At 43.1% G+C, this 26,073-nt stretch carries 27 protein-coding genes and 1 tRNA gene; 11 read left to right on the top strand and 17 right to left on the bottom strand.

Features of this window, described 5'->3' with window-relative positions; all coding sequences use genetic code 11:
- Positions 1 to 2: 2 nt before the first annotated feature.
- The 4 genes from MKY52_RS23120 to MKY52_RS23105 all read right to left on the bottom strand — a co-directional run bounded on the left by MKY52_RS23120 (position 3) and on the right by MKY52_RS23105 (position 4,660).
- Positions 3 to 1,040 carry an ABC transporter substrate-binding protein gene (locus MKY52_RS23120; protein ID WP_081382743.1) on the bottom strand — a complete coding sequence of 346 codons (1,038 nt, stop codon included), beginning with the start codon at positions 1,038 to 1,040 and terminating at the stop codon, positions 3 to 5.
- Positions 1,041 to 1,352: 312 nt separating this feature from the next.
- On the bottom strand, positions 1,353 to 2,027 hold the full coding sequence (locus MKY52_RS23115) for a DUF6320 domain-containing protein (protein WP_341053732.1): 675 nt from the start codon (positions 2,025 to 2,027) through the stop codon (positions 1,353 to 1,355).
- Complete coding sequence (locus MKY52_RS23110; protein ID WP_042186921.1) at positions 2,024 to 3,295, bottom strand: hypothetical protein; 1,272 nt, start codon at positions 3,293 to 3,295, stop codon at positions 2,024 to 2,026. The genes MKY52_RS23115 and MKY52_RS23110 overlap by 4 nt, the downstream gene beginning before the upstream one ends.
- A 30-nt stretch (positions 3,296 to 3,325) precedes the next feature.
- The gene (locus MKY52_RS23105; RefSeq protein ID WP_341053730.1) at positions 3,326 to 4,660 is read right to left on the bottom strand and encodes an MATE family efflux transporter; all 1,335 of its coding nucleotides are present in this window, start codon (positions 4,658 to 4,660) and stop codon (positions 3,326 to 3,328) included.
- 103 nt (positions 4,661 to 4,763) lie between these two features.
- Between MKY52_RS23105 and MKY52_RS23100 the strand changes: the two genes are divergently transcribed.
- Positions 4,764 to 5,573 carry a MerR family transcriptional regulator gene (locus MKY52_RS23100; protein WP_341053727.1) on the top strand — a complete coding sequence of 270 codons (810 nt, stop codon included), beginning with the start codon at positions 4,764 to 4,766 and terminating at the stop codon, positions 5,571 to 5,573.
- 88 nt (positions 5,574 to 5,661) lie between these two features.
- Here the strand turns inward: MKY52_RS23100 and MKY52_RS23095 are convergent, their stop codons facing one another.
- On the bottom strand, positions 5,662 to 6,036 hold the full coding sequence (locus tag MKY52_RS23095) for a hypothetical protein (RefSeq protein WP_076298521.1): 375 nt from the start codon (positions 6,034 to 6,036) through the stop codon (positions 5,662 to 5,664).
- Positions 6,037 to 6,442: 406 nt separating this feature from the next.
- On the opposite strand from MKY52_RS23095, the gene MKY52_RS23090 reads away from it, so the two are divergent.
- Complete coding sequence (locus tag MKY52_RS23090) at positions 6,443 to 7,453, top strand: S8 family peptidase (RefSeq protein WP_341053723.1); 1,011 nt, start codon at positions 6,443 to 6,445, stop codon at positions 7,451 to 7,453.
- On the opposite strand, the gene MKY52_RS23085 is transcribed toward MKY52_RS23090, so the two are convergent.
- Complete coding sequence (locus MKY52_RS23085; RefSeq protein WP_341053720.1) at positions 7,445 to 8,254, bottom strand: class I SAM-dependent methyltransferase; 810 nt, start codon at positions 8,252 to 8,254, stop codon at positions 7,445 to 7,447. The genes MKY52_RS23090 and MKY52_RS23085 overlap by 9 nt on opposite strands.
- A gap of 234 nt (positions 8,255 to 8,488) precedes the next feature.
- On the opposite strand from MKY52_RS23085, the gene MKY52_RS23080 reads away from it, so the two are divergent.
- The 4 genes from MKY52_RS23080 to MKY52_RS23065 are packed head-to-tail and all read left to right on the top strand — an operon-like array spanning position 8,489 to position 11,003.
- Positions 8,489 to 8,860, top strand: coding sequence for a GntR family transcriptional regulator (locus tag MKY52_RS23080; protein ID WP_042186911.1), 372 nt, complete (start codon positions 8,489 to 8,491; stop codon positions 8,858 to 8,860).
- Complete coding sequence (locus MKY52_RS23075) at positions 8,857 to 9,750, top strand: ABC transporter ATP-binding protein (protein WP_341053717.1); 894 nt, start codon at positions 8,857 to 8,859, stop codon at positions 9,748 to 9,750. Before MKY52_RS23080 ends, MKY52_RS23075 begins: the two co-directional genes overlap by 4 nt.
- Complete coding sequence (locus MKY52_RS23070; protein WP_149643985.1) at positions 9,747 to 10,430, top strand: hypothetical protein; 684 nt, start codon at positions 9,747 to 9,749, stop codon at positions 10,428 to 10,430. Before MKY52_RS23075 ends, MKY52_RS23070 begins: the two co-directional genes overlap by 4 nt.
- Before the next feature lie 42 nt (positions 10,431 to 10,472).
- The gene (locus MKY52_RS23065; RefSeq protein ID WP_149643984.1) at positions 10,473 to 11,003 is read left to right on the top strand and encodes a hypothetical protein; all 531 of its coding nucleotides are present in this window, start codon (positions 10,473 to 10,475) and stop codon (positions 11,001 to 11,003) included.
- Between the two features lie 81 nt (positions 11,004 to 11,084).
- Here MKY52_RS23065 and MKY52_RS23060 read toward each other — a convergent pair.
- Positions 11,085 to 11,168, bottom strand: a tRNA-Leu gene (locus MKY52_RS23060).
- Between the two features lie 187 nt (positions 11,169 to 11,355).
- Between MKY52_RS23060 and MKY52_RS23055 the strand changes: the two genes are divergently transcribed.
- Positions 11,356 to 11,802, top strand: coding sequence for a hypothetical protein (locus MKY52_RS23055; protein ID WP_341053716.1), 447 nt, complete (start codon positions 11,356 to 11,358; stop codon positions 11,800 to 11,802).
- A gap of 74 nt (positions 11,803 to 11,876) precedes the next feature.
- On the opposite strand, the gene MKY52_RS23050 is transcribed toward MKY52_RS23055, so the two are convergent.
- The 3 genes from MKY52_RS23050 to MKY52_RS23040 all read right to left on the bottom strand — a co-directional run bounded on the left by MKY52_RS23050 (position 11,877) and on the right by MKY52_RS23040 (position 13,341).
- Positions 11,877 to 12,095: a hypothetical protein gene (locus MKY52_RS23050; RefSeq protein ID WP_042186900.1), complete on the bottom strand. Its 219-nt coding sequence runs from the start codon at positions 12,093 to 12,095 to the stop codon at positions 11,877 to 11,879.
- A 254-nt stretch (positions 12,096 to 12,349) separates the two neighbouring features.
- Complete coding sequence (locus MKY52_RS23045) at positions 12,350 to 12,667, bottom strand: hypothetical protein (protein ID WP_036689410.1); 318 nt, start codon at positions 12,665 to 12,667, stop codon at positions 12,350 to 12,352.
- Positions 12,668 to 12,768: 101 nt separating this feature from the next.
- The gene (locus MKY52_RS23040; protein WP_076283133.1) at positions 12,769 to 13,341 is read right to left on the bottom strand and encodes a xanthine phosphoribosyltransferase; all 573 of its coding nucleotides are present in this window, start codon (positions 13,339 to 13,341) and stop codon (positions 12,769 to 12,771) included.
- A 174-nt stretch (positions 13,342 to 13,515) separates the two neighbouring features.
- Here MKY52_RS23040 and MKY52_RS23035 point away from each other — a divergent pair, with 174 nt between their 5' ends.
- The gene (locus MKY52_RS23035; protein WP_341053715.1) at positions 13,516 to 14,628 is read left to right on the top strand and encodes a YkvI family membrane protein; all 1,113 of its coding nucleotides are present in this window, start codon (positions 13,516 to 13,518) and stop codon (positions 14,626 to 14,628) included.
- Here MKY52_RS23035 and MKY52_RS23030 read toward each other — a convergent pair.
- Genes MKY52_RS23030 through MKY52_RS23020 form a run of 3 tightly spaced genes read right to left on the bottom strand, consistent with a single transcriptional unit; the run spans position 14,615 to position 20,303 of the window.
- Complete coding sequence (locus MKY52_RS23030) at positions 14,615 to 17,860, bottom strand: AAA family ATPase (protein WP_341053713.1); 3,246 nt, start codon at positions 17,858 to 17,860, stop codon at positions 14,615 to 14,617. The two genes, MKY52_RS23035 and MKY52_RS23030, sit on opposite strands and share 14 nt — an antisense overlap.
- Positions 17,850 to 19,160 carry a metallophosphoesterase family protein gene (locus MKY52_RS23025; RefSeq protein WP_341053711.1) on the bottom strand — a complete coding sequence of 437 codons (1,311 nt, stop codon included), beginning with the start codon at positions 19,158 to 19,160 and terminating at the stop codon, positions 17,850 to 17,852. The genes MKY52_RS23030 and MKY52_RS23025 overlap by 11 nt, the downstream gene beginning before the upstream one ends.
- Before the next feature lie 6 nt (positions 19,161 to 19,166).
- Complete coding sequence (locus tag MKY52_RS23020) at positions 19,167 to 20,303, bottom strand: glycosyltransferase family 4 protein (RefSeq protein WP_341053710.1); 1,137 nt, start codon at positions 20,301 to 20,303, stop codon at positions 19,167 to 19,169.
- A gap of 157 nt (positions 20,304 to 20,460) precedes the next feature.
- Between MKY52_RS23020 and MKY52_RS23015 the strand changes: the two genes are divergently transcribed.
- Together MKY52_RS23015 and MKY52_RS23010 are read left to right on the top strand one after the other, a co-directional pair.
- The gene (locus MKY52_RS23015; RefSeq protein ID WP_341053709.1) at positions 20,461 to 21,864 is read left to right on the top strand and encodes an RsmB/NOP family class I SAM-dependent RNA methyltransferase; all 1,404 of its coding nucleotides are present in this window, start codon (positions 20,461 to 20,463) and stop codon (positions 21,862 to 21,864) included.
- Positions 21,865 to 21,976: 112 nt separating this feature from the next.
- The gene (locus tag MKY52_RS23010; protein ID WP_197069771.1) at positions 21,977 to 22,072 is read left to right on the top strand and encodes a sporulation protein YjcZ; all 96 of its coding nucleotides are present in this window, start codon (positions 21,977 to 21,979) and stop codon (positions 22,070 to 22,072) included.
- Positions 22,073 to 22,142: 70 nt separating this feature from the next.
- Here MKY52_RS23010 and MKY52_RS23005 read toward each other — a convergent pair whose 3' ends face one another.
- Genes MKY52_RS23005 through MKY52_RS22995 form a run of 3 tightly spaced genes read right to left on the bottom strand, consistent with a single transcriptional unit; the run spans position 22,143 to position 24,350 of the window.
- Complete coding sequence (locus MKY52_RS23005; protein WP_341053708.1) at positions 22,143 to 22,733, bottom strand: class I SAM-dependent methyltransferase; 591 nt, start codon at positions 22,731 to 22,733, stop codon at positions 22,143 to 22,145.
- A 15-nt stretch (positions 22,734 to 22,748) separates the two neighbouring features.
- Positions 22,749 to 23,390, bottom strand: coding sequence for a histidine phosphatase family protein (locus MKY52_RS23000; RefSeq protein ID WP_341053707.1), 642 nt, complete (start codon positions 23,388 to 23,390; stop codon positions 22,749 to 22,751).
- Positions 23,391 to 23,414: 24 nt separating this feature from the next.
- Complete coding sequence (locus MKY52_RS22995) at positions 23,415 to 24,350, bottom strand: ketopantoate reductase family protein (protein ID WP_341053706.1); 936 nt, start codon at positions 24,348 to 24,350, stop codon at positions 23,415 to 23,417.
- A 163-nt stretch (positions 24,351 to 24,513) separates the two neighbouring features.
- Between MKY52_RS22995 and MKY52_RS22990 the strand changes: the two genes are divergently transcribed.
- Entirely contained in the window at positions 24,514 to 25,083 is a 570-nt protein-coding gene (locus MKY52_RS22990) for a TetR/AcrR family transcriptional regulator (protein ID WP_042186879.1), read from the top strand.
- 5 nt (positions 25,084 to 25,088) lie between these two features.
- On the opposite strand, the gene MKY52_RS22985 is transcribed toward MKY52_RS22990, so the two are convergent.
- Positions 25,089 to 26,072, bottom strand: coding sequence for an ABC transporter ATP-binding protein (locus MKY52_RS22985; protein WP_341053705.1), 984 nt, complete (start codon positions 26,070 to 26,072; stop codon positions 25,089 to 25,091).
- Position 26,073 lies beyond the last annotated feature (1 nt).

Here is a 26,073-nt window from a genome sequence, read left to right as displayed (position 1 = left end):
AATTATTCATAGAAGTATTTTGCGATTTCAGTTAGGGCTGTTTCTGCGTTAATGATCGAGGTTACGCCGAACACACTGTAATCTAAAATCTGGATTTTGTCGTTTTTATAAGCAGAGAGCTTCGTCCAAGTTTCATTTTTCTCTATTTCTTTTTTAAATTTGTCCTTTGTCGCTCCGTGGTCACCTGAAGCCAATACGAGAATGACGTCAGGATCAGCGGCTACGACGTTCTCCATATTAATAGGAGAGTAAGTATCTGTAACTTTAAGTACAGAAGTAGCAATGTTATCAGCGCCAAGCTTTTTCACCAAACTACCTAGATAAGATTTCTCACTCATAACCATGAAGGAATCAGAGGTTCCAATAACGAGCATCACGCTCGGCAGTTCTTTTCCTTCGGCTAATTTACTTAGCTCATTTTCTTTATCCAAAATCTTACTCAAAGCCGCATTCATCTCATCTTTTTTATTAAAATAAGTACCTAATACTTTAAGGCTAAGCTTTAAATCCTCGAAGGATTCTGTGCGTAGATATGCTTTTTGCAAATCCATGCCTTCCAGTGTCTTATCCAGTGTGCTTCGAAGTGATTCTGCTCCCAGCAGCAAGTCTGGCTCAAGCTTTGTTACTACTTCAAGATCCGGTGCCATTGGCGATCCAATTTTATCTATCGATTCAAAATCAGCAGGGATTGGATTGGTGGAGGTTGGCACCCCAACTGGTGTGATTCCAAGCAAATAGAGCATTTCTGTTAATGGTACAGATGTAGTTACAATTCGCTGTGGAACTGTGGCTGGAAACTGGCTTAATGCTTCATTGAACAATGCTTCATCTACACCATCATTTTCCAGACTGTATTCCTTTCCAGCATCCGCTGTTTTCGCTGCTTCTGTTGTATTCGCTGCATTTGCTTCTTTCGTTTCATTAGCAGCTGTATTCGTTACGGCTTCATTCTTGGTTTGATTGTCCGCTGTATTGGTGGACGAACATGCAGTCATTGCAGTAAGCGCTGCAACAACCAGAAGTACTAATAATTTCTTCAAAATCTATCCCTCCGAGTATGTATAATTATACGTTCCAAGTAGTGATAATGATTTTCATTTTCATCTACGATTTCTATGATAATGGTTATCATTGGGAAGTGTCAAGAATTTTATTTAAATTTTAAACTAGCAAAAACACCTTAAACATCCCATTAAAAAGGACAACCTTTCTTGTAGAAAAATAGGAATTCGGTGTCGTATGAACCCTTCACTTTCTTAAATACACAAAAAAACCACATCCAAAGGACGTGGTTACTATGCATAATAAACCTAAATATTTAATTATAGATTGAAATAAATCTATCTCGATTATTAATAATGGAATCTTCTTCTGATTTCGCTTATAAATTTCCGGTCAGAAAAAATTATCATCCCAATAATGGTTAGGAGTGAGTATACGATAGAGAAAACGCTGGTCCAAATGACATGAGACAAATTAAATACAAACAGAAGCATAGGACATAAATTAATAAAGAACATCGCTAAAATATAGCCTATATCATGACGCCATAATGATTTTTGAACAATTGCGAGCACAGTCATAATAAATGTAGCTGCCACTCCAAACAGTGGGATTGCATAGTTGGTAGACCATCCCCTAAAACCAACAAATATATCGATCACCAAAAGGAAAATGGACAACATGACATAGTGATATAAAATTTTCCTGCCAATATGTTTATTAGATAAAATGGTATCTTTAACAACGATCCACGCATAGATAAGACCTGTACTTACGATAATTGACCATATTCTCGGATTGATATGATAGGTCAACGCATTAATTGTAATCGAAAGCACGATCGCAGATATAGTCAAAAAGAGGAACAATTTAGCTACCGTAAATGGTTTGGCTTCCTGATAGATCTCTTTATAGGACGGGTATTCTGTCGTGCTCTCTCCCCTGATCTTAAGTGGCTTGGAGCATAGTGGACAACGATAATGTTGATTATCAACCGTCACGTTGCAACGAATACATTTGGTCATTCGCTAATCCCCCAATCGTTTGAGTAGATTTTAACTTCAAGTCCAGCCTCACCCGCTAAGGTCGAAAAGAAATATTGCAATATATCGGATTCCACTATATTTCTGGTAAACGTGATCACCAGCTTATCATTGACTGAGCTGATCCCACAGTTCATAGGACTTTTATTGGATGGATAAACTAATGCCTCGATTAACTCTACGTGCTTGTACATTTGCTGTGGCAACATAATATTGCCGATATTGGACAAGGTCAGTGTTCTTTTACTTTCCCCAAGCATATGAAACCCTAAATTCACGAACCAGTTCTTCAAAAATAACGGGACAAACAACGTAGCTTTGTTCCGTTCAAGCGCCACATTATTGTAAATGATATTTTGCAAATTTTCTTTCCCCGTTTTATACTTCAGCATCTCATTCATTCTAAAAATTAATTCATCCAGTGTGGTATCTTCCGTAATTCGCGCGCCAAGATTAACTACGCCAAAGAAGTTACGAAGAGTACGTGAAGGGAATGCTTTGCGCAAATTGACAGGCACTGCGATAACCACGGGAGCGTTACTTTTGCTATATTTGATTCTTGTTTGATAAATAGAATAACTCAGTAATGCAGATAAATAAGCAGTGATCGTACTACCTTTCTGCTTAGCGAGGGCATTCAATTGGGAGGCACTTACGACCCCGTGTACCACGTTATTTCCGAACTGTTCGAAAGCTGTACCTTTAATGTGGTACGCTCGGCTGTTTCTAACCGATTCAACATAACAATCCTTGTAGTATCTGCGAAAAGCATCCTCCATATCATGGATATCCACTCCTGAATCAGCGAGTAAAATCCGGTCCTCAGTGTCAATTTCATGTCCCATATACATTAGATAATAGTACAGCAGTGATTTTAAAAACTCGACAGCCCCATTACCATCCGTAAGCGCATGGAACACTTCAACAGAGACTCTATTTTTGTAGTATAAAACCTTAAATAAATATCCATTGTTTGTAGTTGGATCAATGTTGCGACAAGGATACTGCTGATCCTCAGCGATCACAATTTTATCCGTGCTAGACTCTAAATAATTCCAAAACACACCCCTGCGAAGCTTCACAGTGAACATCGGAAATCTGTCGAATACCGTATCGGCGGCTTGCTGCAACGCATCCACATCTACAGGATTTGTCAGAACAGCTGAGATCCTATAAACGGAAGTGTTTTTTGTATTTGTAACGGATGGAAATAGTTTTGCTGCGTTATCAAGTTTGTACCACTTTTTCACTTCAAAACTCCTCTATTATTCTGCTGTTGACTAGTTGATACTCCACTTTTGCATTGTCTTCCTCAAACAAACATAGCTTACCACGACACAGATTATCTCTGCCACTACAAAGGAAAGCCAAAGGCCGATGTTTCCAAACATTAAAGGAAGGATAAAGAAATTTCCCATCAACAAGACATACCGTAAAATCGCTAAAATCGCGGATGTTCTTGGATTGTTAATGGCTGTGTACAAAGCGTTAATTATAATATTTGCCCCTACAAAGATAAAATTAAAGCTATAAAATGTGATGATTTCACTTGATGTAGTCATGACCTGAAGATTGTCTTTTACAAAAAGAGAAATTAAGGGAGATTTAAAAATAATCAATATCGCTGTACAAACCACACCAACTAATGTCACTATTTTAATCGCCATGGTAATCAATTCCGTTATACGGCTATATTCCTTCGCTCCGTAATTCACGCTGCTAATGGCTCCTAACCCTCTCGACATGCCCATGATAACTGCATTAACTACAAGTGAGATATACTGAACTACCGCAAATGAAGATACCCCTATTTCACCAAATTTAGAGATCAAAATCCAGTTGAAGATCATAGAAGAAAAACCCGCACTGAATTGCGTAATCGCTTCCGAGGAACCGTTATAGACCATCCTTCCGATTGCTTTAAAATCCACTTTCCATCTACCCACTCTTAAAAAGCTATCCTTTGAGATAAAATTCGAGAAAAATAATATAAAAACAATCGTTGCACTGATCCCAGATGCCAAAGCAGCACCGGTAATCCCCATATCGAAAACGCAGATAAAAATCAAATCCAAGATGATATTCAAGACTACACTCAGTAAATTACCAACCATATAAAGCTGAGGTTTCCCCATAGATTGCAATGAAATACCAAGTAAAATATTAAAAATTACAGGCACGACAAATACACCAAAAGTCTGTATGTAATCAACAACCATAGGAAAAAGCACTGCATTTGCTCCAACTATTCTAGCCAGTACATGAGGAAAAAAAACTACCATTATGAAAATAACTACGGCTATCATGAGCAGTGTGTAAAAAGCATTATTGAAGTAGTGGTTGGCTTTCCCCTTGTTCTGCTCTCCCAGACTAATAGCGGTTAATGTATTTCCCCCAATGGCAATTAAGATCCCTATACACGAAATAATATTAAAAATCGGTGAAGCCATATTCACTGCAGCTAGCGCATTAGGTCCTACAAAACGTCCCAAAATGATTCCGTTAATAATTCCGTACAGACACATAGAAAGTGAAGCTACGATCCCGGGGATTGCATAACCGCGAAATAGTTTGGAAATTGGATCTTTTAATACATTGAGTTCTGTTGTCTTCATCTTGTCATTCTCCATTCACTGTTTTGAAATTTTAGATAAAAATCAGTACAATGAACACTATAATCTCTTGTGTAACACAAGAGTCAACGGGAGAACGATGCAAATGAACAACTATTATTCTATTGGTGAAACAGCAAAACTAGCAGACACAACTATCGAAACCTTGCGGCATTATGACCGAATTCACTTGCTCAAGCCCGCAAAAGTAGATCCCTCCTCCGGTTATCGCTATTATTCAGATAAAGAGCTTATTTATCTTGATGTCATCAACTTCTGCAAAAAAAAGAATATGCCACTTCATAAGATTAAAGATGTTTTTACGAATGATAATCTCGATTATATTATTAATTTTCTTAAAACAAAGGACGAGGAAATTGAACAGGAAATCAAGCAGCTGAATAAGACAAAATCACAGCTTAAAGCTTTACGAAAACAATATGAAAATCAAGCTTATTTATCCGATGTCCCTCTATCCCCCACCCATTTTTTAACTAAGGCTTTGGGAGATAGAGCGATCGTAAAAATCCACTCCCTACAGAAACCCAACCTCGAAAGTTTCCATCAACTGCAGAATGCACTAAATCAACAGCTTGAAGATGAGCCAAGAGATGCATTCGCTTTTGATCTTCGTGCAAATATTATGACTACGTTGGAGCCTAGTGAGAATCCATCTGTCTTCTTTGTAGTTTGTGAGAAGTACCCTGAACAGGCCGGCTGTATTTCAATATTACCTAAAGGAATTTATCTCTATGGTTATTGCTCGGAGGAGCAGAGAATGGTAACGATGCAGAATATCGCTGCATATGCTAAAGCCGAATATAATACGGAGATTCCATTTGTCATCCAGACAGTCATTTTCACCGGAATGTTTCAGTGGGTTTATGAGATTCAAGTATGGTTAAAATCTGCATGATCTAAAATAAGACAAATAAAACAGCACGCAGCGATATAGGATCGACACGTGCTGTTGTTAACTTGAGTATAGCTAAGCTAGTCCAAATTTAGAACCTAGCTACATAGAATTCTCGATCTGACGGTACATTAAAGCTTTTTATAGCATTTCCGTTCTCATCTCTTAATGTAAGAAGATACGGCACCGTTGTTAGTGTGCTAACTGTTGGGAATCTAGCTACACCAAATTCATCGAAATCAGCAACTATAGCTGGATTTCCAGTTCTCAATAATGAAGCGGTCCACCCTGTAGTGTCTTTAGGTGTTCCAGTTGCATTTGTACCAATAGCGAGAACAATAAATCTGTCCAATGTCTGTCTGATTCTCCGTTTCTTCCGGGTTGCAGCTGCTTTCACTCTTTTTGCCGCGAGGGCTTTGGCCGCCATAACGGCTTGCTTATTGACTGGCTTCTTAATCATTGCCATTTTCCTTCACCACTTTCTTTTTAGGATACGATAGTAAATGCAAGATTTGGAATGTTTGACCTCACTTTTACCTACTATTCTAGAAATGTACTTTATTCCTAGATTCATAGATTCGTACCCACTGGATCAGTGGTGCATATAATGCACTTGTGAGGTGATCCATTAATAAATGAGCCGACAATTGTGGCTAGAGCAATATAGTTCAAGAATCCATAGCGCGCTAAGAAAAAGAATTCAACACTCCCAAGTCCGTCGCGGTACATCCGCTAAAATTCCTATCATTATCAAATTCAAACAAAAAATGACCCCAGCACAGCTGAAGTCATTAAAAAAACATTTAGAATCACACGACTTTCCTATCAAACATCATCTCCCCATACTAAATTCTGTATCATCACGAGTTTCGATGAACTGTCTGAAACAGATATGCAGTTGGCATGGAATCGATAAAATCTATGTTGACGGAATTAAAAAAACATCACTTTATATAGCGACACCATCCATCGGTTCTACATCCGTCCAAAAGAAACAGGGACTTACCGGAAAAGGAATCAACATTGCCATTCTTGACACAGGAGTGTATAGGCACCCTGATCTGATTCAGCCCTGTAACCGTATCGTAGCTTTTAAAGATTTTATCAATCACAGAAAACTTCCCTACGACGATAACGGCCATGGGACTCATATCGCAGGGGACGCGGCAGGCAACGGATGGATGAGTAAAGGAAAATACAAAAGCCCTGCTCCAAAGGCAGGGATCGTTGGTGTTAAAGTACTCGATAAAAATGGTGACGGATATGACTCCACGATCATTAAAGGAATTGAGTGGTGTATTGCGAATCGAAAGCGACTAAAACTACGTATCCTTTCGATGTCATTAGGGGGTACGGTAAATTCACCTTGTGCAGACGACCCGTTGTGCCAAGCCGTAGAAAAAGCAATAAAGGCTGGACTCACTGTTGTGATTGCAGCTGGAAATAGCGGCCCTGGACGCAGGACGATAGAATCTCCTGGTATTAGTCCTTCTGCAATTACCGTAGGTGCAGTAGATGACCGTCGCACGCTCACACAAAAGGACGACCGGATTACCTCGTATTCAAGCCGTGGACCTGCACCGGGAGGGCGAAAGAAACCAGACCTCGTAGCTCCTGGCGAAACCATTATCTCTCTTCGTGCGCCTCATTCCAAGCTAGATCGCGAGCTTCCTTACTTGCGGATCGCTAAAAATTACTTTGTGCTGTCCGGTACCAGTGTCTCAACACCTATAGTCTCTGGTGTCATTGCTCAATTGCTGCAGAGAAATCCCTCACTAACTCCTAAGCAAGTGAAATCCATACTAAAAAAGAACACATTCTCTCTGAAACTCCCCCCTAACACAGCGGGCTCTGGTGAGATCAATGCGAGATTCTTATTGTGATTTTGCTTCCTTCTTTAAAGCTGTGATAACAGAAACTGATAACACTTCAGTAAATTTACCCGTAGGCTCAATTTCTAATAAAGAAGATTTTAAATCCGCTTCGAATCGTTCTAAGTGATTTCCAAATAAGCGCTTTGAAGCATAGGATGTGGAATACAAATTACCAAGAATCGAATCCACCGTCCATGTCACTGAATAACTCGGTAAAATCAATCTTTCCACATCCTTAAAGCTAGATCGCGCAACAATATCCTCATGCCTTTCTTTAGGATGAGTATAGATGCTGTTTCCTGCGATTCTTTCGTTACCTAACCAGCGTTTCACTACTTCATTTACCTTAAGCTGCCAAGATAATGGCTCTTGCCCTACATTAAAAGTATCAATAATTGCTAGACCGCCATTATTGTCCGAACTGTGGTATAGGATTTCAAGAATAGACGATCTATCCATCCAGTGAAACGCTTTGGCTAAGATGGTAAGACGGAAGGAACCCCAGACGTTCTGCAACTCTTCTGCTCTACCAAGCATCCAACTAACGTTATCAATCCTATGGATTTTTGATAGACGATTAGCCTCTTCCAACATTCCACTTTCCGTATCTACACCTATCATTTCTTCAAACCAATCACTAAATCTTAGTCCCAGCTGACCCGTACCACACCCTAAATCAAGCAGACGGCCTTCTCCGTTAAGCGAAAACTTCTGAATTAAGAACCGAATAAGGGATGAAGGATACTGCGGTCGATATTTTGAATAGTACACTGCCGTACCTTTAAATAAATCCGGACCATATTCATTCATAGTTTCACCCTTCTCTTGTTTTCTGATAGGACAAAATCATAGCAGACATCCAACTAAAATAAAAGGCAGTTCGGTGTGAATCCGAACTGCCTTTTTATTTATGCTGATACGCCACTTCACTGGATTTGGGCTCAATGGGATCAAAAAATCCACATAGTAATGATTGACAAATAGGTCTGTTGCATATATGGTTAATTACACAACTAACTAACCAATGAACATGGCGGTGAATACATGGGAAGCTTAATGGATGATACTCGACCGATATTTATGCAGATCGCCGAACGCATAGAAAATGACATCATCGAAGAAACACTCTTGGAGGAATCACAGGTTCCTTCAACAAATCAATTTGCTGTTTTTTACCAGATCAATCCGGCGACGGCTGCGAAAGGTGTGAATTTGCTTGTCGACCAAGGAATTTTATACAAAAAGCGAGGTATCGGCATGTTTGTAGCTTCTGGAGCGCGCACAGTATTGATGGAGAAGAGAAAAGAGCAATTTTATGAGCAATATGTTGTAACTATGATCCGTGAAGCAGAGAAATTAGGAATTACGTTGGATCAATTAACGAAGATGATTCAGAGGGGAGATAATCGGTCATGAATGAAATCGTTGAGATCAAGGGACTGACCAAGTCGTATGGAAAGGTAACCGTCATCCAAGACATTAGTTTTTCTTTAGAAAAGAACAAAATCTATGGTCTGCTTGGCAGAAATGGTGCAGGAAAAACAACGATCATGCACATGATTACAGCACAGTTATTTGCTACAAGCGGTGATTTAAAGGTGTTCGGGGAACATCCCTACGAGAATAACCGCGTACTCAATCAGATTTGCTTTATTAAGGAAAGCCAAAAGTATCCGGATACTTACCGTATTATCGATGTTCTAGAGGTATCCGAGTTATTCTTCCCTAACTTTGATCGGGACTACGCCCACTCCTTAATCAAGGACTTTAATCTCCCCTTAAAAAGAAGAATAAAGAAGCTGTCCAGAGGAATGCTCTCGGCGGTGGGCATTGTAGTAGGCCTGGCTAGCCGCGCTCCGCTGACTATTTTTGACGAACCTTATTTAGGTCTCGATGCTGTAGCAAGAAGCCTGTTTTACGATCGACTAATTGAGGATTATTCAGAATATCCACGAACAGTTGTCTTGTCTACACACTTAATTGACGAGGTAAGCCAGCTATTAGAGCATGTCATTGTTATTGACAACGGTAAGCTGATTATCAATGAGGATGCTGAAGCTCTTCGCGGGCGGGCTGCTAAAGTTATCGGTGCGGCTGCGAAGGTCGAAGGTTTAATCACCGGTAAAGAGATCATCTCTCGTGAATCCTTTGGCGGATTACTTTCTGCCACTGTTATTGGCTTAAACTCAACAGATCTATCACGTGCTGAGATGCTTGGTCTGGAGATCTCCCCGATATCTTTACAACAGTTAATTGTTCATCTTACCAACAGAAAATCCCAAGGGAAGGGAGTTGCAGTGCAATGAACCAAATGACAGGGATATTAAAAATGCACTACAAGGATAAATGGTTTTGGTTGTTTATGCCTTGGATTATATTATTGTCCAGCTTTTTGGTTAATCTTGTCATAGCTTTTTTCCTGCAAGAACCAATGTATACCGGCGGTCTAGTCTCAATCTTTATTTATATGTTTGTCATAGGTATCATCATTTTAGTACAGACTTTCCCCTTTGCCTTGGGCTTAAGCCTACGGAGGACAGATTATTTCTTCGGCACATCCTTGATGGCCGTTATAACAAGTGCCGGCTTCTCACTTCTTCTGTTCCTGCTATCTATTGTAGAAACCAAATTAACATCTGGATGGGGTGTGCAGCTACATTATTTTCACCTACCATACTTGAATGATGGTACTGTCCTAGAGCAGCTGTGGATCTATTTCATGATCTTGTTGCATATGTTTTATTGGGGATTTGTTATATCCAGCATCTTCCGTAGATTTGGTAGAAGTGGCCTGTTCATTTTCGCGGCAGTCATGTTTATTCTGTACAGTGTCGCTGGATTGTTAATGACATATTATCAGTGGTGGGTAGATGTATTTAATTGGTTGGCTAGCCATACCGCATTTGAACTTGCCTTGTGGAGTATGCCCTTGACGGTCTTGTATGCACTCTTATCGTTTTGGATGCTTCGGAAGTCTACAGTATAAGACTCTGCCTGGAATATTGTTAATATTTATAGGGGGTACTGTATGGATTATGTGAGGGATTACGCCATGTATGCTTCTATATTCGGTATGTTTAGTTTTAGTTGGTTTGGTTGGGCACAAGAAAACCCCAGATCCAGCTGGCGAAAATATATTGGCATAGCTTCTGGTGTATCCCTTCTCGTCTGCTTGATTGGTGTCTATTTAAGTGTGACGAACTGGGATGCTCCCTCCGTATTAAATGACAAGACCTCTTTTGATAATTATCTAATTTCTGTCTATATTGAATTATTGTTGGCTGGTGCTGGAGCTTCTATATTGATGAAATGTAAGTATAATGATTATGTTGCTCCTTGGATTGCCTTTATTGTAGGGATTCATTTTATTGGCTTAAAAAGTGTGTTTAACGATTTCAGTTTATACCTTTTAGCAGCCCTTCTGGTTGCAATCTCTATCGTATCACTGTTCATATCTAAAAAACTTAAGGTCGCAAACAGTGCAATTACAGGCATTGGTGCTGGAACAGTTTTGCTCGCCTTCGCTCTATTAGGGTTAATTCGATATTTATCGATCTAGATACGAGTATGCTAAAGTTACCTTCGATTAATTATATTCACAAAAAAAACTCCCTTGATTTCTCAAGGGAGTTTCTTGTGATGCGGTCGAGAGGACTCGAACCTCCACGATATTGCTACCACACGGACCTGAACCGTGCGCGTCTGCCAATTCCGCCACGACCGCACATCATAATGACTACATATCAAACTTGCGGTCACAAGATAGATCATACCATGCTGAGATTAAAGCGTCAATATATTTTCCAGCTTTTCTTATCGATCATTATTTTATGGATAATTATTGCTTTTAATTCCGAATATAAGGTATAATAAGAACAAAAGTTCGCATAATATAAATGAGGTGATTTATAATGGCGACTACGAAGTTGAAGACATCCATTGTTGATGAAGATGTTACTAAAGAAGAACTGTCCCTTGTCAGAAGCTATTTGCTGCTAACGTTTATTCATAAAGTTTTCGAGCGTGACTGCCGTGTAATCAGCAAAAGTGGTCTATTTAAGACCCCTCAGCTTTATATGGAGCTCTTATCTGGTGCCACTAAGAAGACCTCACTAATGCTTCAAGAGGTTACGCGTGAATTGAGCTCACGTGATCTGAAGATCACAACCGTTCGCCAAGATCAACGAGGAGTCGAGGCCTTGTACTCCTGTAGAGGATATCAAGGTGAGATAAATATATTATGGCCAGGATTCCGTAGAGAGATGATGCTGCGAATGCGTGCGTATCTCGGACTGTCCACAGAGCTCTCCATACTCTCCAGAGAAGAAAGTGACTCCCAACTAGCTTTAAGTATTTAATCCGTCAGAGGCATATATGTAAGCAGAACAGCTCCCCACCCAATTTGGGTAAGGAGCTGTTTTTGCTGCGGAAACTATATATTATCAGGTTCTTTCCTTGGTTCGCTGAAGGGTTGGAATAAATAATTCCGATCCAGCTTTACTACTCGTCTATTCTGACGACGTATCATCACCTGTGAATCATCCCAAGCCAGAACAATCCCTTTTACATCATTACTTTCTATGCCGTCCCGCACCACACGAATTTTCTCGCCGGAAATTCGGTATGCATCCAATTGTTCATCGCTAATCATCATGAATTCCTCCCTCTGTATAGCTTATCCTATTTTCATCAAGCAGAAACGGATACGCCCTCCTTTAAAGGGCGCAATGCTTCCGAAGGAGCGATAAAAAATATCGCTTGCAAGAATCCGTTCTGCGAGAAATATAAGGATAAAGTATAGCATAGAATATATACTTTCTTATATTTCCAGAAAAAAGACCCAAATGAAAAATCATCTGGGTCTCGTATAAGTAATTGACCAATTGCATGTCTACTAAAGCATTCTTATATCAGCGCTTCATTCTTCTCAAACCAGAAATCAAGAACTTTAGCGGACATCACACGTTGCTCCAGATACTCCACTTGGTTTGTTGTGAATTTCTCCCTCCAAGGGAAGGAAAGTTCCTCACATAAACCTTTGATTGTCAGAAGTTCTGACCAAGCTACATAGCGTTTGTACCAAAAAAACTGAGGATGTTCAATCATATAGGGATACAGATCGTCGAATTCCGTGTGTTTGCAATCCAGCGCACGCTCGAAGTGATCCTTGGCCTCGGTTAATTTATCAATAAAAAATTGCTCAGTCACCGGTTCTTTCCCCATTGTGACGCCTCCTCCCTATGTCTGATTTTATTATAAAGGAAAATCAATAGGGTGAAAAGCAGTTGTTTGAAAAATAGGCCTGTTCTTATCTCAAAAACGGGTTATTCCCCAAATTCAATGGTGCCTCCACTAAGAGAAGTAATTCTTACGAGTGACTCCAGTCGGATGCCTTGTTCTTTGATCGTCCGAGCTCCAGCCTGAAAGCTTTTTTCCACTACAACGCCAAGACCTACCAGCTCAGCGCCAGAGCGCTCGATGATCTTAATCAATCCACGTGCTGCATCACCATTAGCAATAATATCATCGATAAAGAGGATTTTATCCTCTGGAGAGATGAATTGGCGAGACAACATAATGTCGGTAACAATACCTTTCGTAAAAGAAGGAACTCTTTCACAAAGTGCGTCCGGATCTGCTAACAGTGTTTTTTTGCGACGTGCAAAAACTAACGGCACCTTTAACTCATATGCGGTGGCAAATGCCACGGCAATGCCCGAGGATTCCACGGTCACAATACGTGTAATTCCGCAGTCCGCAAACCTCCCGGCAAACTCCCGTCCCATTTCCATCGTAAGCTGCGGATCTACCTGATGATTCAACAGTGCATCCAGCTTCAGCACTTCATCCGAAACGACGACACCTTCCTCCAAAATCCGCTGTTTCAACACTTCCATGACTTTGAACCTCCAATACCCTTTATAATCGCAGACGTTCCGTACAAATGAATCACGGAAGTCATGTCCTACTGATCCTCATCATAACCTGTACTATATAGAGTGCACAAGGCAATCCTGCATAGCACGCATTATGATTTTTCTTTTGTTCTTAAAACTATTAGGAGGGGAGCCATGAAATCACATGTCCGAACATTACAGATCGCATTCACTTACATTGGCACCATTGTAGGAGCCGGATTCGCCACCGGACAAGAAATATTAAAATTCTTCACTCGTTACGGACACTGGGCAGTCCTGACCATCCTGCTCTCTACTATACTGTTTATATGGCTGGGTACGAAAATGATGGTCATCGCTCGGCGCATAGAAGCAGAGTCTTATGAAGACTTTAACCGACACCTCTTCGGCGACCAAGTCGGAAGCACCATCAGTTTGTTCACGATGGTCATCTTAATCGGTGTCAACAGTATTATGCTTGCAGGCGCGGGCGCTATTTTTCAAGAGCATCTTGGATTTCATTATCAAACAGGGCTAATACTCACGCTGGTTGGTTCTTATTTTCTGCTTAAACGGGGAATTTCCGGTATTCTGCAAATGAACAGTCTGATCGTCCCATTAATGCTTACGCTGTCACTCATCATTATTTTTAATACCTTTCAAATTCCAGGAGCTCAGCGGTTCTTATTCCTAGAAACGGATCGGACAATCTTTGGCGCTTGGATGTCGCCGTTGCTCTACACCGCCTTCAATCTAGGTATGGCTCAAGCCGTATTAGTTCCCATGGCTCGACATACGGATGAAGAAAAATCTCTTGTCTGGGGCGGTATTATTGGTGGTGCCGGAATCGGCTTTATGTTGATCGCCGCACATTTCGCGATGAGCTCCCAGATGCCTGATATTCTCCAATTTGAAATCCCTATGGGCAACATCGCCATCCGGTTGGGTACTGTAGTACAAACTATATATTTGTTGCTGATCTTTTTGGAGATCTTTAGCACTTTTGTCGCCGACATTTATGGTGTCACCATGCAGCTTAAACAACGAATTCCAGTTAAACCCGCATTGATTACGCCGATTCTGATGTTTGTCTGTTATTTACTTAGCCAATTTGGCTTTAGCTCTCTACTCTCCGTGTTCTACCCGATCTTCGGAGCTTTGTCGATGGTCTGGGCTGTCATGCTACTACGTACGCCATGGTCTACTCCACCACGTAGCGATTCTTCATCGGGTTCGAGTGGAAAAGGGAACAGCCTTGTATCCATAAAACCAGTTACACGGAAATAACTGCTGCTGTTGGAATGATTCGTGCTGCCGCTTCCGCCACATGCTTGTGACAGGTCATCATCACAATCTGGCGGGAGACCGACAGTTCACCAAGCAGTGAAAGCGCAGCATGAAGACGAGCCTCGTCAAAATTGACGAATAGATCATCGAACAGCAGTGGCAGCGATACTTGCCGAGACATCGTCTCTGCAAGTGCCAAGCGGATGGAAAGGTACAACTGTTCTGCCGTCCCACGGCTGAGCAGACCGCTGTCCAGCAGTCCAGCATCTTTGTGTTCCGCTTTTAGTTCTTTATGACCTAGAGTCATAACTACTCTTTTGTATTCCCCTTCGGTCAGCTTGGAGAAATAGTCAGATGCAAGCAAAAGTACCTGCGGTTGCTTCTCCTGTTCATAAATACGGCGGGTTCTTCCGATTAATTCAGCAGTTAATGCTGCTACCGCATACTTATCAGCCACGATTCGCAGAGCAGCTCTCTGCTCTTCCAATTGCTGAATAACAGAGTCCTCCATACAACGCTCTTTCAAATACTCCCTTTCCTGAAGCAGCTTTCCTCGTTGCTCCAGCAGGGTGTTCCACAGTTCTTCTTCCCGTTCAGCTAGCTCTTCAGCTGCCGTACGTTCCTTCTGGAGTGCTGAAGCATCATGATGATCTAATAATAACTGCAAGGCGTTAACTCGCTCATCCTCCCAGCCTCCAAACATGGCTAGCTCCCACTGGCGAATGGATTTATTCAGCTCACTACGCCGCTGTACAGCAGCCGATCTCCTTAAGAAATCCTCCCCGCCTGTTGCTCCGCCTTCGTCCAACAGGTGGTCACGCTGTTCTCTTAACTCACCTAATACCCTATGGCTCTCCTTAAGCTCTTCCAGAAGCTCTTGTAACCGTGACTGAATGCCTTCCCGGCGAACCAGGTCCTTTTTCAGTTCATCCCAAGCTCTTTTTCGAAGTTCCAGCCAGCTTAGTAAAGTTAGTGCAGATCGTCGCTGTCCATCGTGCGGATCCATATCAAAGCTAGTTGCCGCTACGCCAGACTCGTCTAAAGGGTCAGTACCAGATTCATAAATGAGAGTAAGCAGCTCCTCCTCGAATACGTTACACTCATCTTCCAGCTCTTTCAGTCGTAAAGAGAGCTTATTCTCTTGGCGCAGCAGTTCGTTCCCCTGCTCCACCATAGCGAAGATATCCGGCAGCCCTTCCGGAGACAACCCTTCGGGCAATCTGCGCTCACGCAGCCATTCTTCATAGTGCTCAGCAGTTTGCGTAAAAGCCGTCTCCGCCAGGCTCATTTCTTCCGCGAGCAGCTTCTCTTGGCCTGCCAGCGTCTCCAGCTCCGTGCGGCAGGCATCCCGCTCGGCGGCATAGCGTTCAATGCGCTGCCGCCAAGCTGACCAAGCCTCCATGAGCCTGCGAAGATCCCTCATGGAGGCTTCCAGCCCGCCTGCGTCAGGGCTGGACCCCGGGGCGGCCGATCGCCGCCCCGGCATAGCGCTCTCCGGCTCCGCCCCGGAGAGCAGCTGCCCCCGCAGCCGCAGCATCTCGGCTGCGGCTGTGCCCACGTCCCCGCTATGCCCTGGCGGGGACGCTTCCGGCCGGCGCGCTCCGCTGAGGCCGGCCCAAAGGGCCAGATCGGCCGCGCCAAGCAGGCCGATCGCGAGCACTGCGCTGACCGGCGGAGCACCGGTCAGCCACAGCGCTGTGGGCAGCAGCACGGTTAGTGCTGCCCCAGCCCACAGCAGGCGCCGGTAGAGCGCGGCCATGCGCTGCGCGCTAGGGCCGTCACTTCCGGCGCCGGGGCCGCGCTGCGGCCCTTCGCTGAGCTGCGCTTCGCGCCAGCGCTCGGCCGCCTGCTGCAGCTCGTCCCACAGCTGCAGCACTTCTCGGGCGCTGCGCGGAGCCAGCTGCGCAAAAGATTCGGCGCCGGTTGCGTGTTCACGCGCCAGCGCCCGTTCTGCTGCCTGCAGCGAAGCTGAGGCAGCGGCCAAGCGGGAACGCAGCGTCTGCCGCGCTGCGCCCTCCGCTTCCATGCGGCGATCATAACTTGCGAACGCCGCCGCAAACCTCCGTGCAGCTTCACGATCCGCCGCTGCACCCGAAAATGCAGTCAGCTCTGCCGCGCTCCAGCTGACATCAATGCCTCGCAGAATTCGCTGCACATGCTCATTCAGCGCGGTCAATTCACCTTCTAGCCGCTCTCTTTCCGATCGCAGGTTTTCATAGCTGCTCCGATGGCGATCCAGCCGCTCCAGGGCAGGCCCCTGCGCTGTTAACAACGCATCCGGCGGATTCTGCGCCAGCTCAGCCGTAAGCTCACTTTGCAGACGTTCATAACGAGTTACTGCTCCCTGAGCATTCCGAATTTCACCTTCAAGCGCCTGATAGCGAATCGCTCCATCTTCAGGAAAGGTTGTAATCACTGGCAGGTCTTGCAGCTCGAGCTGCGCATCGCTCCATTTTAACCACAATTCACGAACATCCTGAGCTTTGCGAAGCATCACGAGCTTGTCTCCAGTAAGCTTACGTTGTTGGTCCAGTTGATCTAGCTCAGATTCCGTAACCTTTAAAGCTGCTATATTACCATTATAACGTGGAAGATAAGAGCGGCTCTCCGCCATCTGACGCTCTAGTTTCTCAATAGCCTGAACGATTTTAGCAGCTTCCTGAAGCTTGCCCCGAGGTTTATACAGCTTCTCAGCTTCCTGTACCAATCGGCGTTCCGCCCGCATGATCGTTCCACCACCGCCCATACCCGCGTGAAAGAGAAAGCTGCCCATCTCTTCTGATTGAAGCGCAGCAAGCTCCTGCAGTTCATCGAGAGAGACCGCGAACAATTGATGGAACATGCTCCGAGAGATACCACCAAGCAAAAGACGCTCCATTTCAGCTTGCCCTAGCTCTTGCGTTGTTCCATTCGGATGGTTAACCGTGATGTTCAGTTTCTCATTTCTTCCTGAGCCCTCACCACCAGCTGTATGGCGACGAATGGTCCACAGGGCACCATTACTATCACGTGCCTTCAGTATTCCCCCATGTAATCCGCCTTGCATAGGTTCATACCTCTCCGCAGGGTTACCACGACTTGGAATTCCAAACAGCATGGAGCGAATAAACTGTAACGTCGTGCTTTTTCCTGCTTCATTACGTCCATAGAGTATAGTAACTCCTTCCGATAGTTCAATCTCTCGGTTATGCAAACGTCCGAAGCCATGGATCTGCAAATGTTCAATTCTCATCTTCTGGAGCACCCTCCATTCCACCGAGCATTGTGATTCCCTGTTCTGCTGCACTACGAAGCCAACTTAGCTTCTCCTCTTGACTTGTCACCGAGAGCAGCTGTCGCAGCTCCTGATTCTCCATGAGCGGCTTAAGCGCACTGTTTATTAATTCTTCAAGCGCTTCTGCTGAATGTTCCGTACGCTCTGTAATTCGCAGCATTTCTCCAAGAAAGCTATCCTCCTCTAATAACCGTTCACGGTCAATAGCTAACCCGGATTCTACAGCGAATCCTTCCACCCAGACAAGTCCCTTATAATCTTTACGCTCAGCACGTACCGCCTCACGGCGCTGGAGTTCAGACAGCAGATCCTCTACCGCTCCTTTTTCAGCTAATACTTTATGTACGTCCCCGCGTCCGATCAGACGAAATCTGACCACTGACATCAGCTCCGGGAGCTCCTCCTTGATATCGTCAATCTCCTGCTCCACCCTTTGTATCCATTCTGCTTCATTACTCAATCCCTCAATGGACAGATCCCGTACCTGCCAGCGAACATAATCAAGCTCATGAAAATGGGGCGTGGCACTTCCAGCCTCATCAACATCCACAACATAACAACCCTTTGGTCCGGTTTCCTTAATGCTACGTCCTTGTATATTGCCCGGGTATATAATCGCCGGTTTTTCATGCAATACACTACGTTTATGGATATGTCCAAGTGCCCAATAATCAAAACCCCGTTCGATAAGGTCCCTACGACTGCAAGGAGAATACGTCTCGTGCAGTAAATCACCGTCTACATTCCCATGCAGCATAGCAATATGAAACAGACGGCTGCCAGGCTTTCGAGAAAAGGTCACTGCAGTGTTGTCCGTAACTTTCGCAGTCGGATAGGAGATTCCACTAACAATAGCCACTTCTTGACCATCTTTGCGACGGTAAGCCGTAGCGAGATCTGGCTTCTCTCCTCCAAACACGGTTACATGGCTGGGCATTTCTGTAGTCAGACGCAATCCGTCAAGTGGATCATGATTGCCATGGATCAGAAACACGTGTATTCCTTGCTGACCCAGTTCCTTGAGTGCTTCCTGAAATCGCAGTTGACCCTGTAAGGAAGCGTCAGAAACATCGTATACATCTCCACTGATGACGATAAAATCAACATTCTCTTGGATGGCAACGCGGACAAGCCGCCCAAGGGCGGCGAAGGTTGACTCACGTAAATAAGAACGAATGGCTGGCGAAATATGCGCCAGCCCAGCAAAACGGCTATCCAGATGTAAGTCAGCAGCATGTAGAAATCGAAATGGAATCATAGCTGCTCACCCCTTCGTTCCTGAGGGATACTGTAAGTATGTCTTTTTAAGTTCATTAGCGACACGAGTCAGCGAGTACAAGCTTTTCGCTTTATCCCAAGCTGAACGAGAAAGCTCATAACGATAAGCCGGATCAGATATCACCTTCTCTAAAGCGTCAGCAAGAGCAATCTCATCATCAGGACTGACGAGCAGGCCATTCACACCATCTTCAATCTGCTCCGGTATCCCGCCTACATTCGTCCCAACTAAAGCCAAGCAGCTAAGCGCTGCTTCTGCAAACACCGATCCGAAGGCCTCCGCTCGAGAAGGCAGTACGAAAATATCAAAGAAAGGCATGAATTCTTCCGGATGAAGCGTATATCCATAAAAAATTGTTTCATTATAAATCCCTAATTGCTTAGCCATGTTTTCCAAATCCGCACGGGAAGGTCCATCTCCAATAATATGCAGTACATATTCATGGCCGCGATTTTTAAGCTCAGCACAGGCCTTGAGTAAAGTATCAATTCCTTTGGCTGGAACTAGACGTGTCACAGTCACTAGCTGTGGTACAGCGTTGTCATGCGGGACTGGCTTAAACCTTTTCTCATCAAAACCATTCGGTATTACTCCTATATTAGAAGGATCTAGAATATAAGGCGCCACATACTCTGCAAAAGCTTGCGACACAGTCATTAACCGATCACTAACATGCTCAAGTTCGCGGTATAGCGAAACTAGAAACTGATGTTCCAGCCCACCTTCAGAAATAGCTCCATTCAGAATCAGCTCTCGCTCATAACTGGAATGTAAGGTTTGAATTAACGGAGTATTTGGAAATACTTTTTTCATTGCTAAACCAGCAATTGGATGATGGGAATGGATAAGATCATATGTCTTGCTCATTCGTAGTTTAGTCCACCATAGATAATCACGGTAGGTCTGAATATATTTCTGAACGATCTGACTTTCGCCAAACCGGGTCCAATCAAAGGTCTCGAATATGACTTCTTCATGTCCCTTGTTGCGAATCCGCTTAGGTAACCAAAACAAATCCATCTCCCAGCGGCTTGAACGGAACCTTTCCTGAAGATAAGGGATCATGGACGATACACCACCGGGTTGCTCCGGTGGGAAGAAGAGCGCTTGCAGCAAATTCATATGGTACATCCCCTTTACAATTGCCTTACGTACAGTAAGACTTGGCAATTATGATATAGTTGTGTATATGTAGAATTTCAGGTACGATTACGTTCCCCATACCTTGATTTTATCGGTATAAACATGAAACAGCAACTAAGAAAAAGGAGAATGATCTATGAAGGAAGAACAGCTGCCTGCCTCTTACACCGCATATATACAAGAAATGCTGGGGCAAGAGGCAAATGCTTTTCTAGAAAGTTATTCAGCTCCACGAACGCAGGGACTTCGCTTTAATCCATTGAAAAGTATCTCAGATTCAGGTCAAGTCGCAGTAGAACGCACAGTCTCACAGTTTGATCTGAAACCTATCCCATGGTGCCCTGATGGTTATTATTATGAAGAGCCCGCTCGACCAGGCAGGCACCCTTACCATGCTGTTGGACTATATTATATTCAGGAGCCTTCCGCAATGTCCGCAGCTGAACTGCTGGCACCTAAACCCGGTGAAACCGTCCTCGACCTTGCAGCAGCTCCTGGGGGTAAAACTACGCATATCGCTGGTTTAATGCAAGGACAAGGCCTCTTAATTTCTAATGAGATCCATTCAGAGCGCGCAAAAATTCTTGCAGAGAACGTAGAACGTTTAGGCATTAAGAATACCCTCGTAACCTGTGCAACGCCAGAGCAGCTGTCTTCGCGCTTTCCACTTGCTTTTGACCGAATTATGCTGGATGCTCCTTGCTCAGGAGAAGGCATGTTTCGAAAAGATCCAAATGCCGTTCAAGAGTGGTCTCCTGACCATGTGGTTATGTGTGCGGCGAGACAATGGGACATCCTGCAAGACGCCTACCTTATGCTTAAGCCTGGGGGGACTCTAGCCTACTCTACTTGCACCTTTAACCGTCAAGAAAATGAGGAGATCATTGCCCGATTGACGGATCGTTACCCCGATATGGAATTAATCACCCACAAGCGCCTTTGGCCACATTTAGAAAAAGGCGAAGGCCACTTTGTTGCACTCCTACGTAAGCACAGTGTCACCGAAAACGATGTTAACGATGACGCCAAACGCAGCACCAAAAAGCGTCGAAGCAAAAGCAACCCAAAAATTAATTCTTCCGTTCGCGATGCATACCAGTTATTCCAAGACTGGGCTTCGTTAGAGCTTCCTGGTTTCTCATATCAAGGCGTCCCTTTGCTATTCGGAGAATCCCTTTATTTACTGCCTGAATCCTTTAATGGCAACCTCCATACTGGGCTTCTGGATGGTTTGCGTATTCCAAGAGCCGGGTTACATATTGCCCATTTGAAGAAAAATCGGATTGAGCCTGCTCACGCCCTTGCGATGGCGATTCAGCACACACAAGTAACACGTAGTTTTGATCTCAGTAGTGGGGGGCTGGAAATACATGCTTGGCTCCGGGGAGAAAGCTTACCAGTGCCGGTGGAATTACATGGATGGACACTTGTAACTTTAGATGGATTGCCGATAAGTTGGGGCAAAGCAAGTGCAGGCCAACTTAAGAATCATCTTCCTAAAGGACTTCGCATCTTAAAAGCCCATATTGACGAGCAATAGGCCATAGACCAGTACATCCAGTCCACTTTGGCATATGATGTCATTATCTCAGAAAGCTGCGACACCCGCCGCAGCACTTGAGAACAAAGATATATGGTAAGGAGGAATTAACATGGGTGAATTTCATGGAGGAGCCTTCACTTCGACTGGAGCGATCTTGGTACTTTTTATCTTGCTCGTAATCATTTCCCGTTCGTTGTTCGTTTAATACCAATCCGGCTAATTAGACGGTGAAATTAAAGCGGCTGTGTCGTCCTGTGTAGGGCGGTGCGGCCGCTTTATTTCTTTCCAGCATAACATCTCCATTTGTTGTTCTCGTGAATATTTACCGTTTGAAAGCCAACTTTCCGAAATAACTGATTTATCTCTTCGTTTTTTGTGTATTGTTTCATGTGATAATTGATTTTATAGACCTCAGAAATAATAACAAACGTTCCGCCTGACTTCAGCACCCTAAACACTTCACTTATATTTTGTTCAAGATCTGGCCAGAAATAATGCGTCTGAATAGCCGTGATCGTCCCGAAAAATTCATCATTGAACGGTAAAGCCGATACGTCTCCCTGACTAATCTTCACCTTACCTGCGGCAACAGCCTCATTGTTTTTTTGATTGGATGTCTCCACAGCTTGCTGAGAATAATCTATGCCGTAGATTTCCTGATATTTATTATGTTTTGCAAGCATATGTATAGTTTGACCGCCACCACAGCCTATGTCCAAAATAGGTGCGTTGTTCATCACTTCTATTTTTTTAAGCCCCCACGTTGTTATGCTGGAATGTGCCCGGTTCATGATCTTGATCATGATATTCCCCACGAATCCTCTCGGGTTCTTGGCTTGATCGATCAGTGCATTCAATAATCCCATATTTGTACCTCCCAATCAATTGGACAAACCAGCAGCCTGATCACTTGATATATGTTCCGTAAGATTTTCAGCTGTAACTACCCACTTATCTACTTGATACTCTATTTTATGAATACTTGTATATGAAGTCGGGGAATGGGCATTCTTATTGGTCCACGTTAGCCCTTTTAAAATATGATAAATAATATTAATTACGCCACCATGCGTAACCACAATTACATTTTCTTTTGGATCAGTACTCTCCAGTTCATTACATAGTTTTGAGAAACTTGTATTAATTCGCGTAAAAAAATCCTGTGGGCTCTCTCCTCCTGGAAATCTCTCATCCATTCTTAATGCTGAGAAATAGAGACCCGGGTATCGTTCATTTGCAATTTCATGGGGCATTCCAGCGATTACACCATTGTTCGTTTCTCTCCAAGACTGACTGCTTTCAACAGGCAAGCTTAGCGCTCTGGCGATCTCATTTGCTGTATCTAACGCACGCTGCAAATCACTGCTAAGGATACGAGTGATGTTAAAGCTAGACTGATTTTCCTTAAGATAACAACCAAGTCGTTCGGCTTGTCTATAGCCCTCTACTACAAGTCCACGTTGACTCCACCCCCCACGATAGCCTTCATCATCTATTCCATGCCGTATAAAATATATAGTCATCGATTGTACACCTCCCAAAAAAGATTATTTTGCATTATACTTCGAGATCGCTTGTTTTTGAAGTTGATCCCAATGGGGCGTCGCAATGTTTGCTTGTTGTTTCAATTTATCAAACGAATTAAACAAAGCTGCAATTTCGCTGAAAGAACCATCTACAAATTTCATAAAGGGTAATTTATGAATTATTTTCAGACCATAGTATACACTCTGTTTATGTTTTCGAATAAAGTCAACTTGACCTGCTGGAGTGATCGTATAGTCTAGCTTCTCCATCATTTGAAACCCTTCGTCCATTACTGAAATGGCTTGTTTTAATAGCTTCTTATCTTTAGATACCTTTTTTAAATCCCCGTCATGAAGATAATTAAGGGAGTTCAAAGCCACTATAGGCACGATATGACTTTTGAGCCAAGCATCCATATCCTCATGATAAGTTAGCTTATACTTAGCGTTCTCAAACGCTTTTTCCAGTAAGTGTTTTATTGGGATCTCACCGTCAAGACTGCCAAGTACCATTTGCCCACCTGCGTGTATTTTGATAACTCGACCGCTCGCTTCACGAATTCCTGCGCTAAGCTGAAATCCAAAGAGTATATTTTTTCTTACATCGCTCATTTCCTGAAGATCCTTTTGCATTTCGTGAGCATCGCCATTATTACCCACAAGAATTATATTCAGACTCTGATTCTCAGCTAGAATAGGTAACACAGATGGAAAATCATTATATTTCATAACAACAAAAATAAGATCATAGAGATCATCCGGTTGAAGCTCTGAGATGACTTTTACAGAATCCATAGTGTTTTTACATTGAAAATAATGGCGAAGTACAAGACCGTCTTTCGTCAATTGCTCTGCACGCTTCCCTCTGGCAAGCACTGTGACATCGTTTCCCCCACGCACCAGGACATGTGCAAGATAGCTGCCTAAAACTCCCGCTCCGAAAACTAATATTCTCATATTTAACTCCTCTATCCCTTTTTAGACATTTGTTGAATTTCGATCATCTGTTCGATAAAATCAGATTATCACATCTCAGATAGGGTTCAATCGTTAGTTTGATCGGTTTTGTTGGTTTTTCAACAAAATACAATACATTGTTTAATAAAAAGGGAGTATTACCATGGATAGAAGAATTAAAAAAAACCAAACAGCCATCATGAATGCATTAATTCAACTAATGGCTGAAAAAGATTTTGAAAAAATAACGATTAACGAAATCGCAGAGCGCGCTGATGTAAACCGCGGAACGATTTATTCCCATTATGCGGATAAATATGACCTGATGGATAAATGCCTGGCGGCTCAGCTCCAGCAACTAATCGAAAGCTGCTCCGCAGTGGAGGATGAAACCGAACCCAATCCCTCTAAGGCATCATTACTCCGCACGCTGGAACAATTGGAGGAGAATGCTCTCTTTTATAAGACTTTATTAAGAAACAAAGCTTTGCTCTCCTTTAGAAACCAATTACAAGATATGATAAATAATCAAATCAAAACACAATTCTTAGAAAACAATTTAAACCTAGATAAGTTAAGTAAGGATATATCCGTACAATTTTTGAGTTCGGCAACTGTCGGAGTGATTGAATGGTGGTTTACCCATAGTAATCCTTGTTCTGCAAAAGAAATTACTGAAAAGTTATGGTCAATGCTAGATCTGAATCTGCAAATGATCCGTTCCCAAGCTTAAAAATATTATCCCATATCCATCTCATAAATGGAGCTGATGATCTTTTCAATTTGGATCTCCTTAATGGATATATCAAGAATCTCTACCTTTTCACTAAGAATATGAAGAAACTCACCCATTTTACACTGCTTGGTATCGATCTCTAATTCCACTTCGTAATCCGATATTCTTTCCGATATCAGAGTCCCAGGCAGGTCAATATCTCCAATCGTTGTAGCTGCAGAAAGCCTGACCACTTTTTTAGCGCCTAGATGAAGTCGAAGTTCGGAGAACTTATCGTCATATACTTTTTTACCTTGATGAATAATTAGTACTCTTTGCACCAAACGCTCCACATCTTCCAAGTCATGTGTCGTTAGAATAAATGTGGTGCCTTCCTGATTCATTTGCTTAATGAATTCTCTGATTCTTTGTTTAGCTATAACATCCAGCCCGATCGTCGGCTCATCCAAAAAAACCACTGGCGGAGAATGAAGCATTGCCATAATAAACTCGCATTTCATTCGTTCTCCCAGTGAAAGGGTGCGCGTAGGCTTAGTGATAATATCACCAATCTCAAACATACTTACAAATCGATCTAGTCTTGTACGAAAGTCATTCGTAGGAATATCATAAATTTCCTTGTTCATATAAAAGCTATCCAAAGGAGGAATGTCCCATATTAACTGCGATTTCTGTCCGAACAGTACTCCGATTTGTTTTACATATTGATTTTTTTGCTTATGAGGGTTGTATCCTAGAACATTTATTTCTCCCGATGTGGGATAGAGAACACCTGTCAGCATTTTAATAGTCGTAGATTTCCCCGCACCATTTGGACCCAAAATGCCAATGATCTCTCCTTTTCCAACACTGAACGAAAGATCTTCTACAGAGGTGATAATCGATTTTTCACGGTGAAACAAACTTTTAAATACGCTTTTTGCATCTTGTCCACGGTGATACGTTTCATATTGCTTAGTTAAATTCTTGACGGTAATAATGTCCAAT

Source organism: Paenibacillus sp. FSL P4-0184, from assembly GCF_038004625.1.
Lineage (GTDB): Bacteria > Bacillota > Bacilli > Paenibacillales > Paenibacillaceae > Paenibacillus_AQ.
The sequence above is the reverse complement of the archived record's forward strand: the minus strand, read 5'-3'. Positions and strand labels throughout refer to the sequence as shown.

What these genes read in the sequence shown, in the direction of transcription:
- MKY52_RS23115 (WP_341053732.1), bottom strand. Translation starts at nt 2,027, where the DNA reads ATGACCAAATGTATTCGTTGCAACGTGACGGTTGATAATCAACATTAT.
- MKY52_RS23105 (WP_341053730.1), bottom strand. Translation starts at nt 4,660, where the DNA reads ATGAAGACAACAGAACTCAATGTATTAAAAGATCCAATTTCCAAACTA.
- MKY52_RS23100 (WP_341053727.1), top strand. Translation starts at nt 4,764, where the DNA reads ATGAACAACTATTATTCTATTGGTGAAACAGCAAAACTAGCAGACACA.
- MKY52_RS23095 (WP_076298521.1), bottom strand. Translation starts at nt 6,036, where the DNA reads ATGGCAATGATTAAGAAGCCAGTCAATAAGCAAGCCGTTATGGCGGCC.
- MKY52_RS23090 (WP_341053723.1), top strand. Translation starts at nt 6,443, where the DNA reads ATGAACTGTCTGAAACAGATATGCAGTTGGCATGGAATCGATAAAATC.
- MKY52_RS23085 (WP_341053720.1), bottom strand. Translation starts at nt 8,254, where the DNA reads ATGAATGAATATGGTCCGGATTTATTTAAAGGTACGGCAGTGTACTAT.
- MKY52_RS23080 (WP_042186911.1), top strand. Translation starts at nt 8,489, where the DNA reads ATGGGAAGCTTAATGGATGATACTCGACCGATATTTATGCAGATCGCC.
- MKY52_RS23075 (WP_341053717.1), top strand. Translation starts at nt 8,857, where the DNA reads ATGAATGAAATCGTTGAGATCAAGGGACTGACCAAGTCGTATGGAAAG.
- MKY52_RS23070 (WP_149643985.1), top strand. Translation starts at nt 9,747, where the DNA reads ATGAACCAAATGACAGGGATATTAAAAATGCACTACAAGGATAAATGG.
- MKY52_RS23065 (WP_149643984.1), top strand. Translation starts at nt 10,473, where the DNA reads ATGGATTATGTGAGGGATTACGCCATGTATGCTTCTATATTCGGTATG.
- MKY52_RS23055 (WP_341053716.1), top strand. Translation starts at nt 11,356, where the DNA reads ATGGCGACTACGAAGTTGAAGACATCCATTGTTGATGAAGATGTTACT.
- MKY52_RS23050 (WP_042186900.1), bottom strand. Translation starts at nt 12,095, where the DNA reads ATGATTAGCGATGAACAATTGGATGCATACCGAATTTCCGGCGAGAAA.
- MKY52_RS23045 (WP_036689410.1), bottom strand. Translation starts at nt 12,667, where the DNA reads ATGGGGAAAGAACCGGTGACTGAGCAATTTTTTATTGATAAATTAACC.
- MKY52_RS23040 (WP_076283133.1), bottom strand. Translation starts at nt 13,341, where the DNA reads ATGGAAGTGTTGAAACAGCGGATTTTGGAGGAAGGTGTCGTCGTTTCG.
- MKY52_RS23035 (WP_341053715.1), top strand. Translation starts at nt 13,516, where the DNA reads ATGAAATCACATGTCCGAACATTACAGATCGCATTCACTTACATTGGC.
- MKY52_RS23030 (WP_341053713.1), bottom strand. Translation starts at nt 17,860, where the DNA reads ATGAGAATTGAACATTTGCAGATCCATGGCTTCGGACGTTTGCATAAC.
- MKY52_RS23025 (WP_341053711.1), bottom strand. Translation starts at nt 19,160, where the DNA reads ATGATTCCATTTCGATTTCTACATGCTGCTGACTTACATCTGGATAGC.
- MKY52_RS23020 (WP_341053710.1), bottom strand. Translation starts at nt 20,303, where the DNA reads ATGAATTTGCTGCAAGCGCTCTTCTTCCCACCGGAGCAACCCGGTGGT.
- MKY52_RS23015 (WP_341053709.1), top strand. Translation starts at nt 20,461, where the DNA reads ATGAAGGAAGAACAGCTGCCTGCCTCTTACACCGCATATATACAAGAA.
- MKY52_RS23010 (WP_197069771.1), top strand. Translation starts at nt 21,977, where the DNA reads ATGGGTGAATTTCATGGAGGAGCCTTCACTTCGACTGGAGCGATCTTG.
- MKY52_RS23005 (WP_341053708.1), bottom strand. Translation starts at nt 22,733, where the DNA reads ATGGGATTATTGAATGCACTGATCGATCAAGCCAAGAACCCGAGAGGA.
- MKY52_RS23000 (WP_341053707.1), bottom strand. Translation starts at nt 23,390, where the DNA reads ATGACTATATATTTTATACGGCATGGAATAGATGATGAAGGCTATCGT.
- MKY52_RS22995 (WP_341053706.1), bottom strand. Translation starts at nt 24,350, where the DNA reads ATGAGAATATTAGTTTTCGGAGCGGGAGTTTTAGGCAGCTATCTTGCA.
- MKY52_RS22990 (WP_042186879.1), top strand. Translation starts at nt 24,514, where the DNA reads ATGGATAGAAGAATTAAAAAAAACCAAACAGCCATCATGAATGCATTA.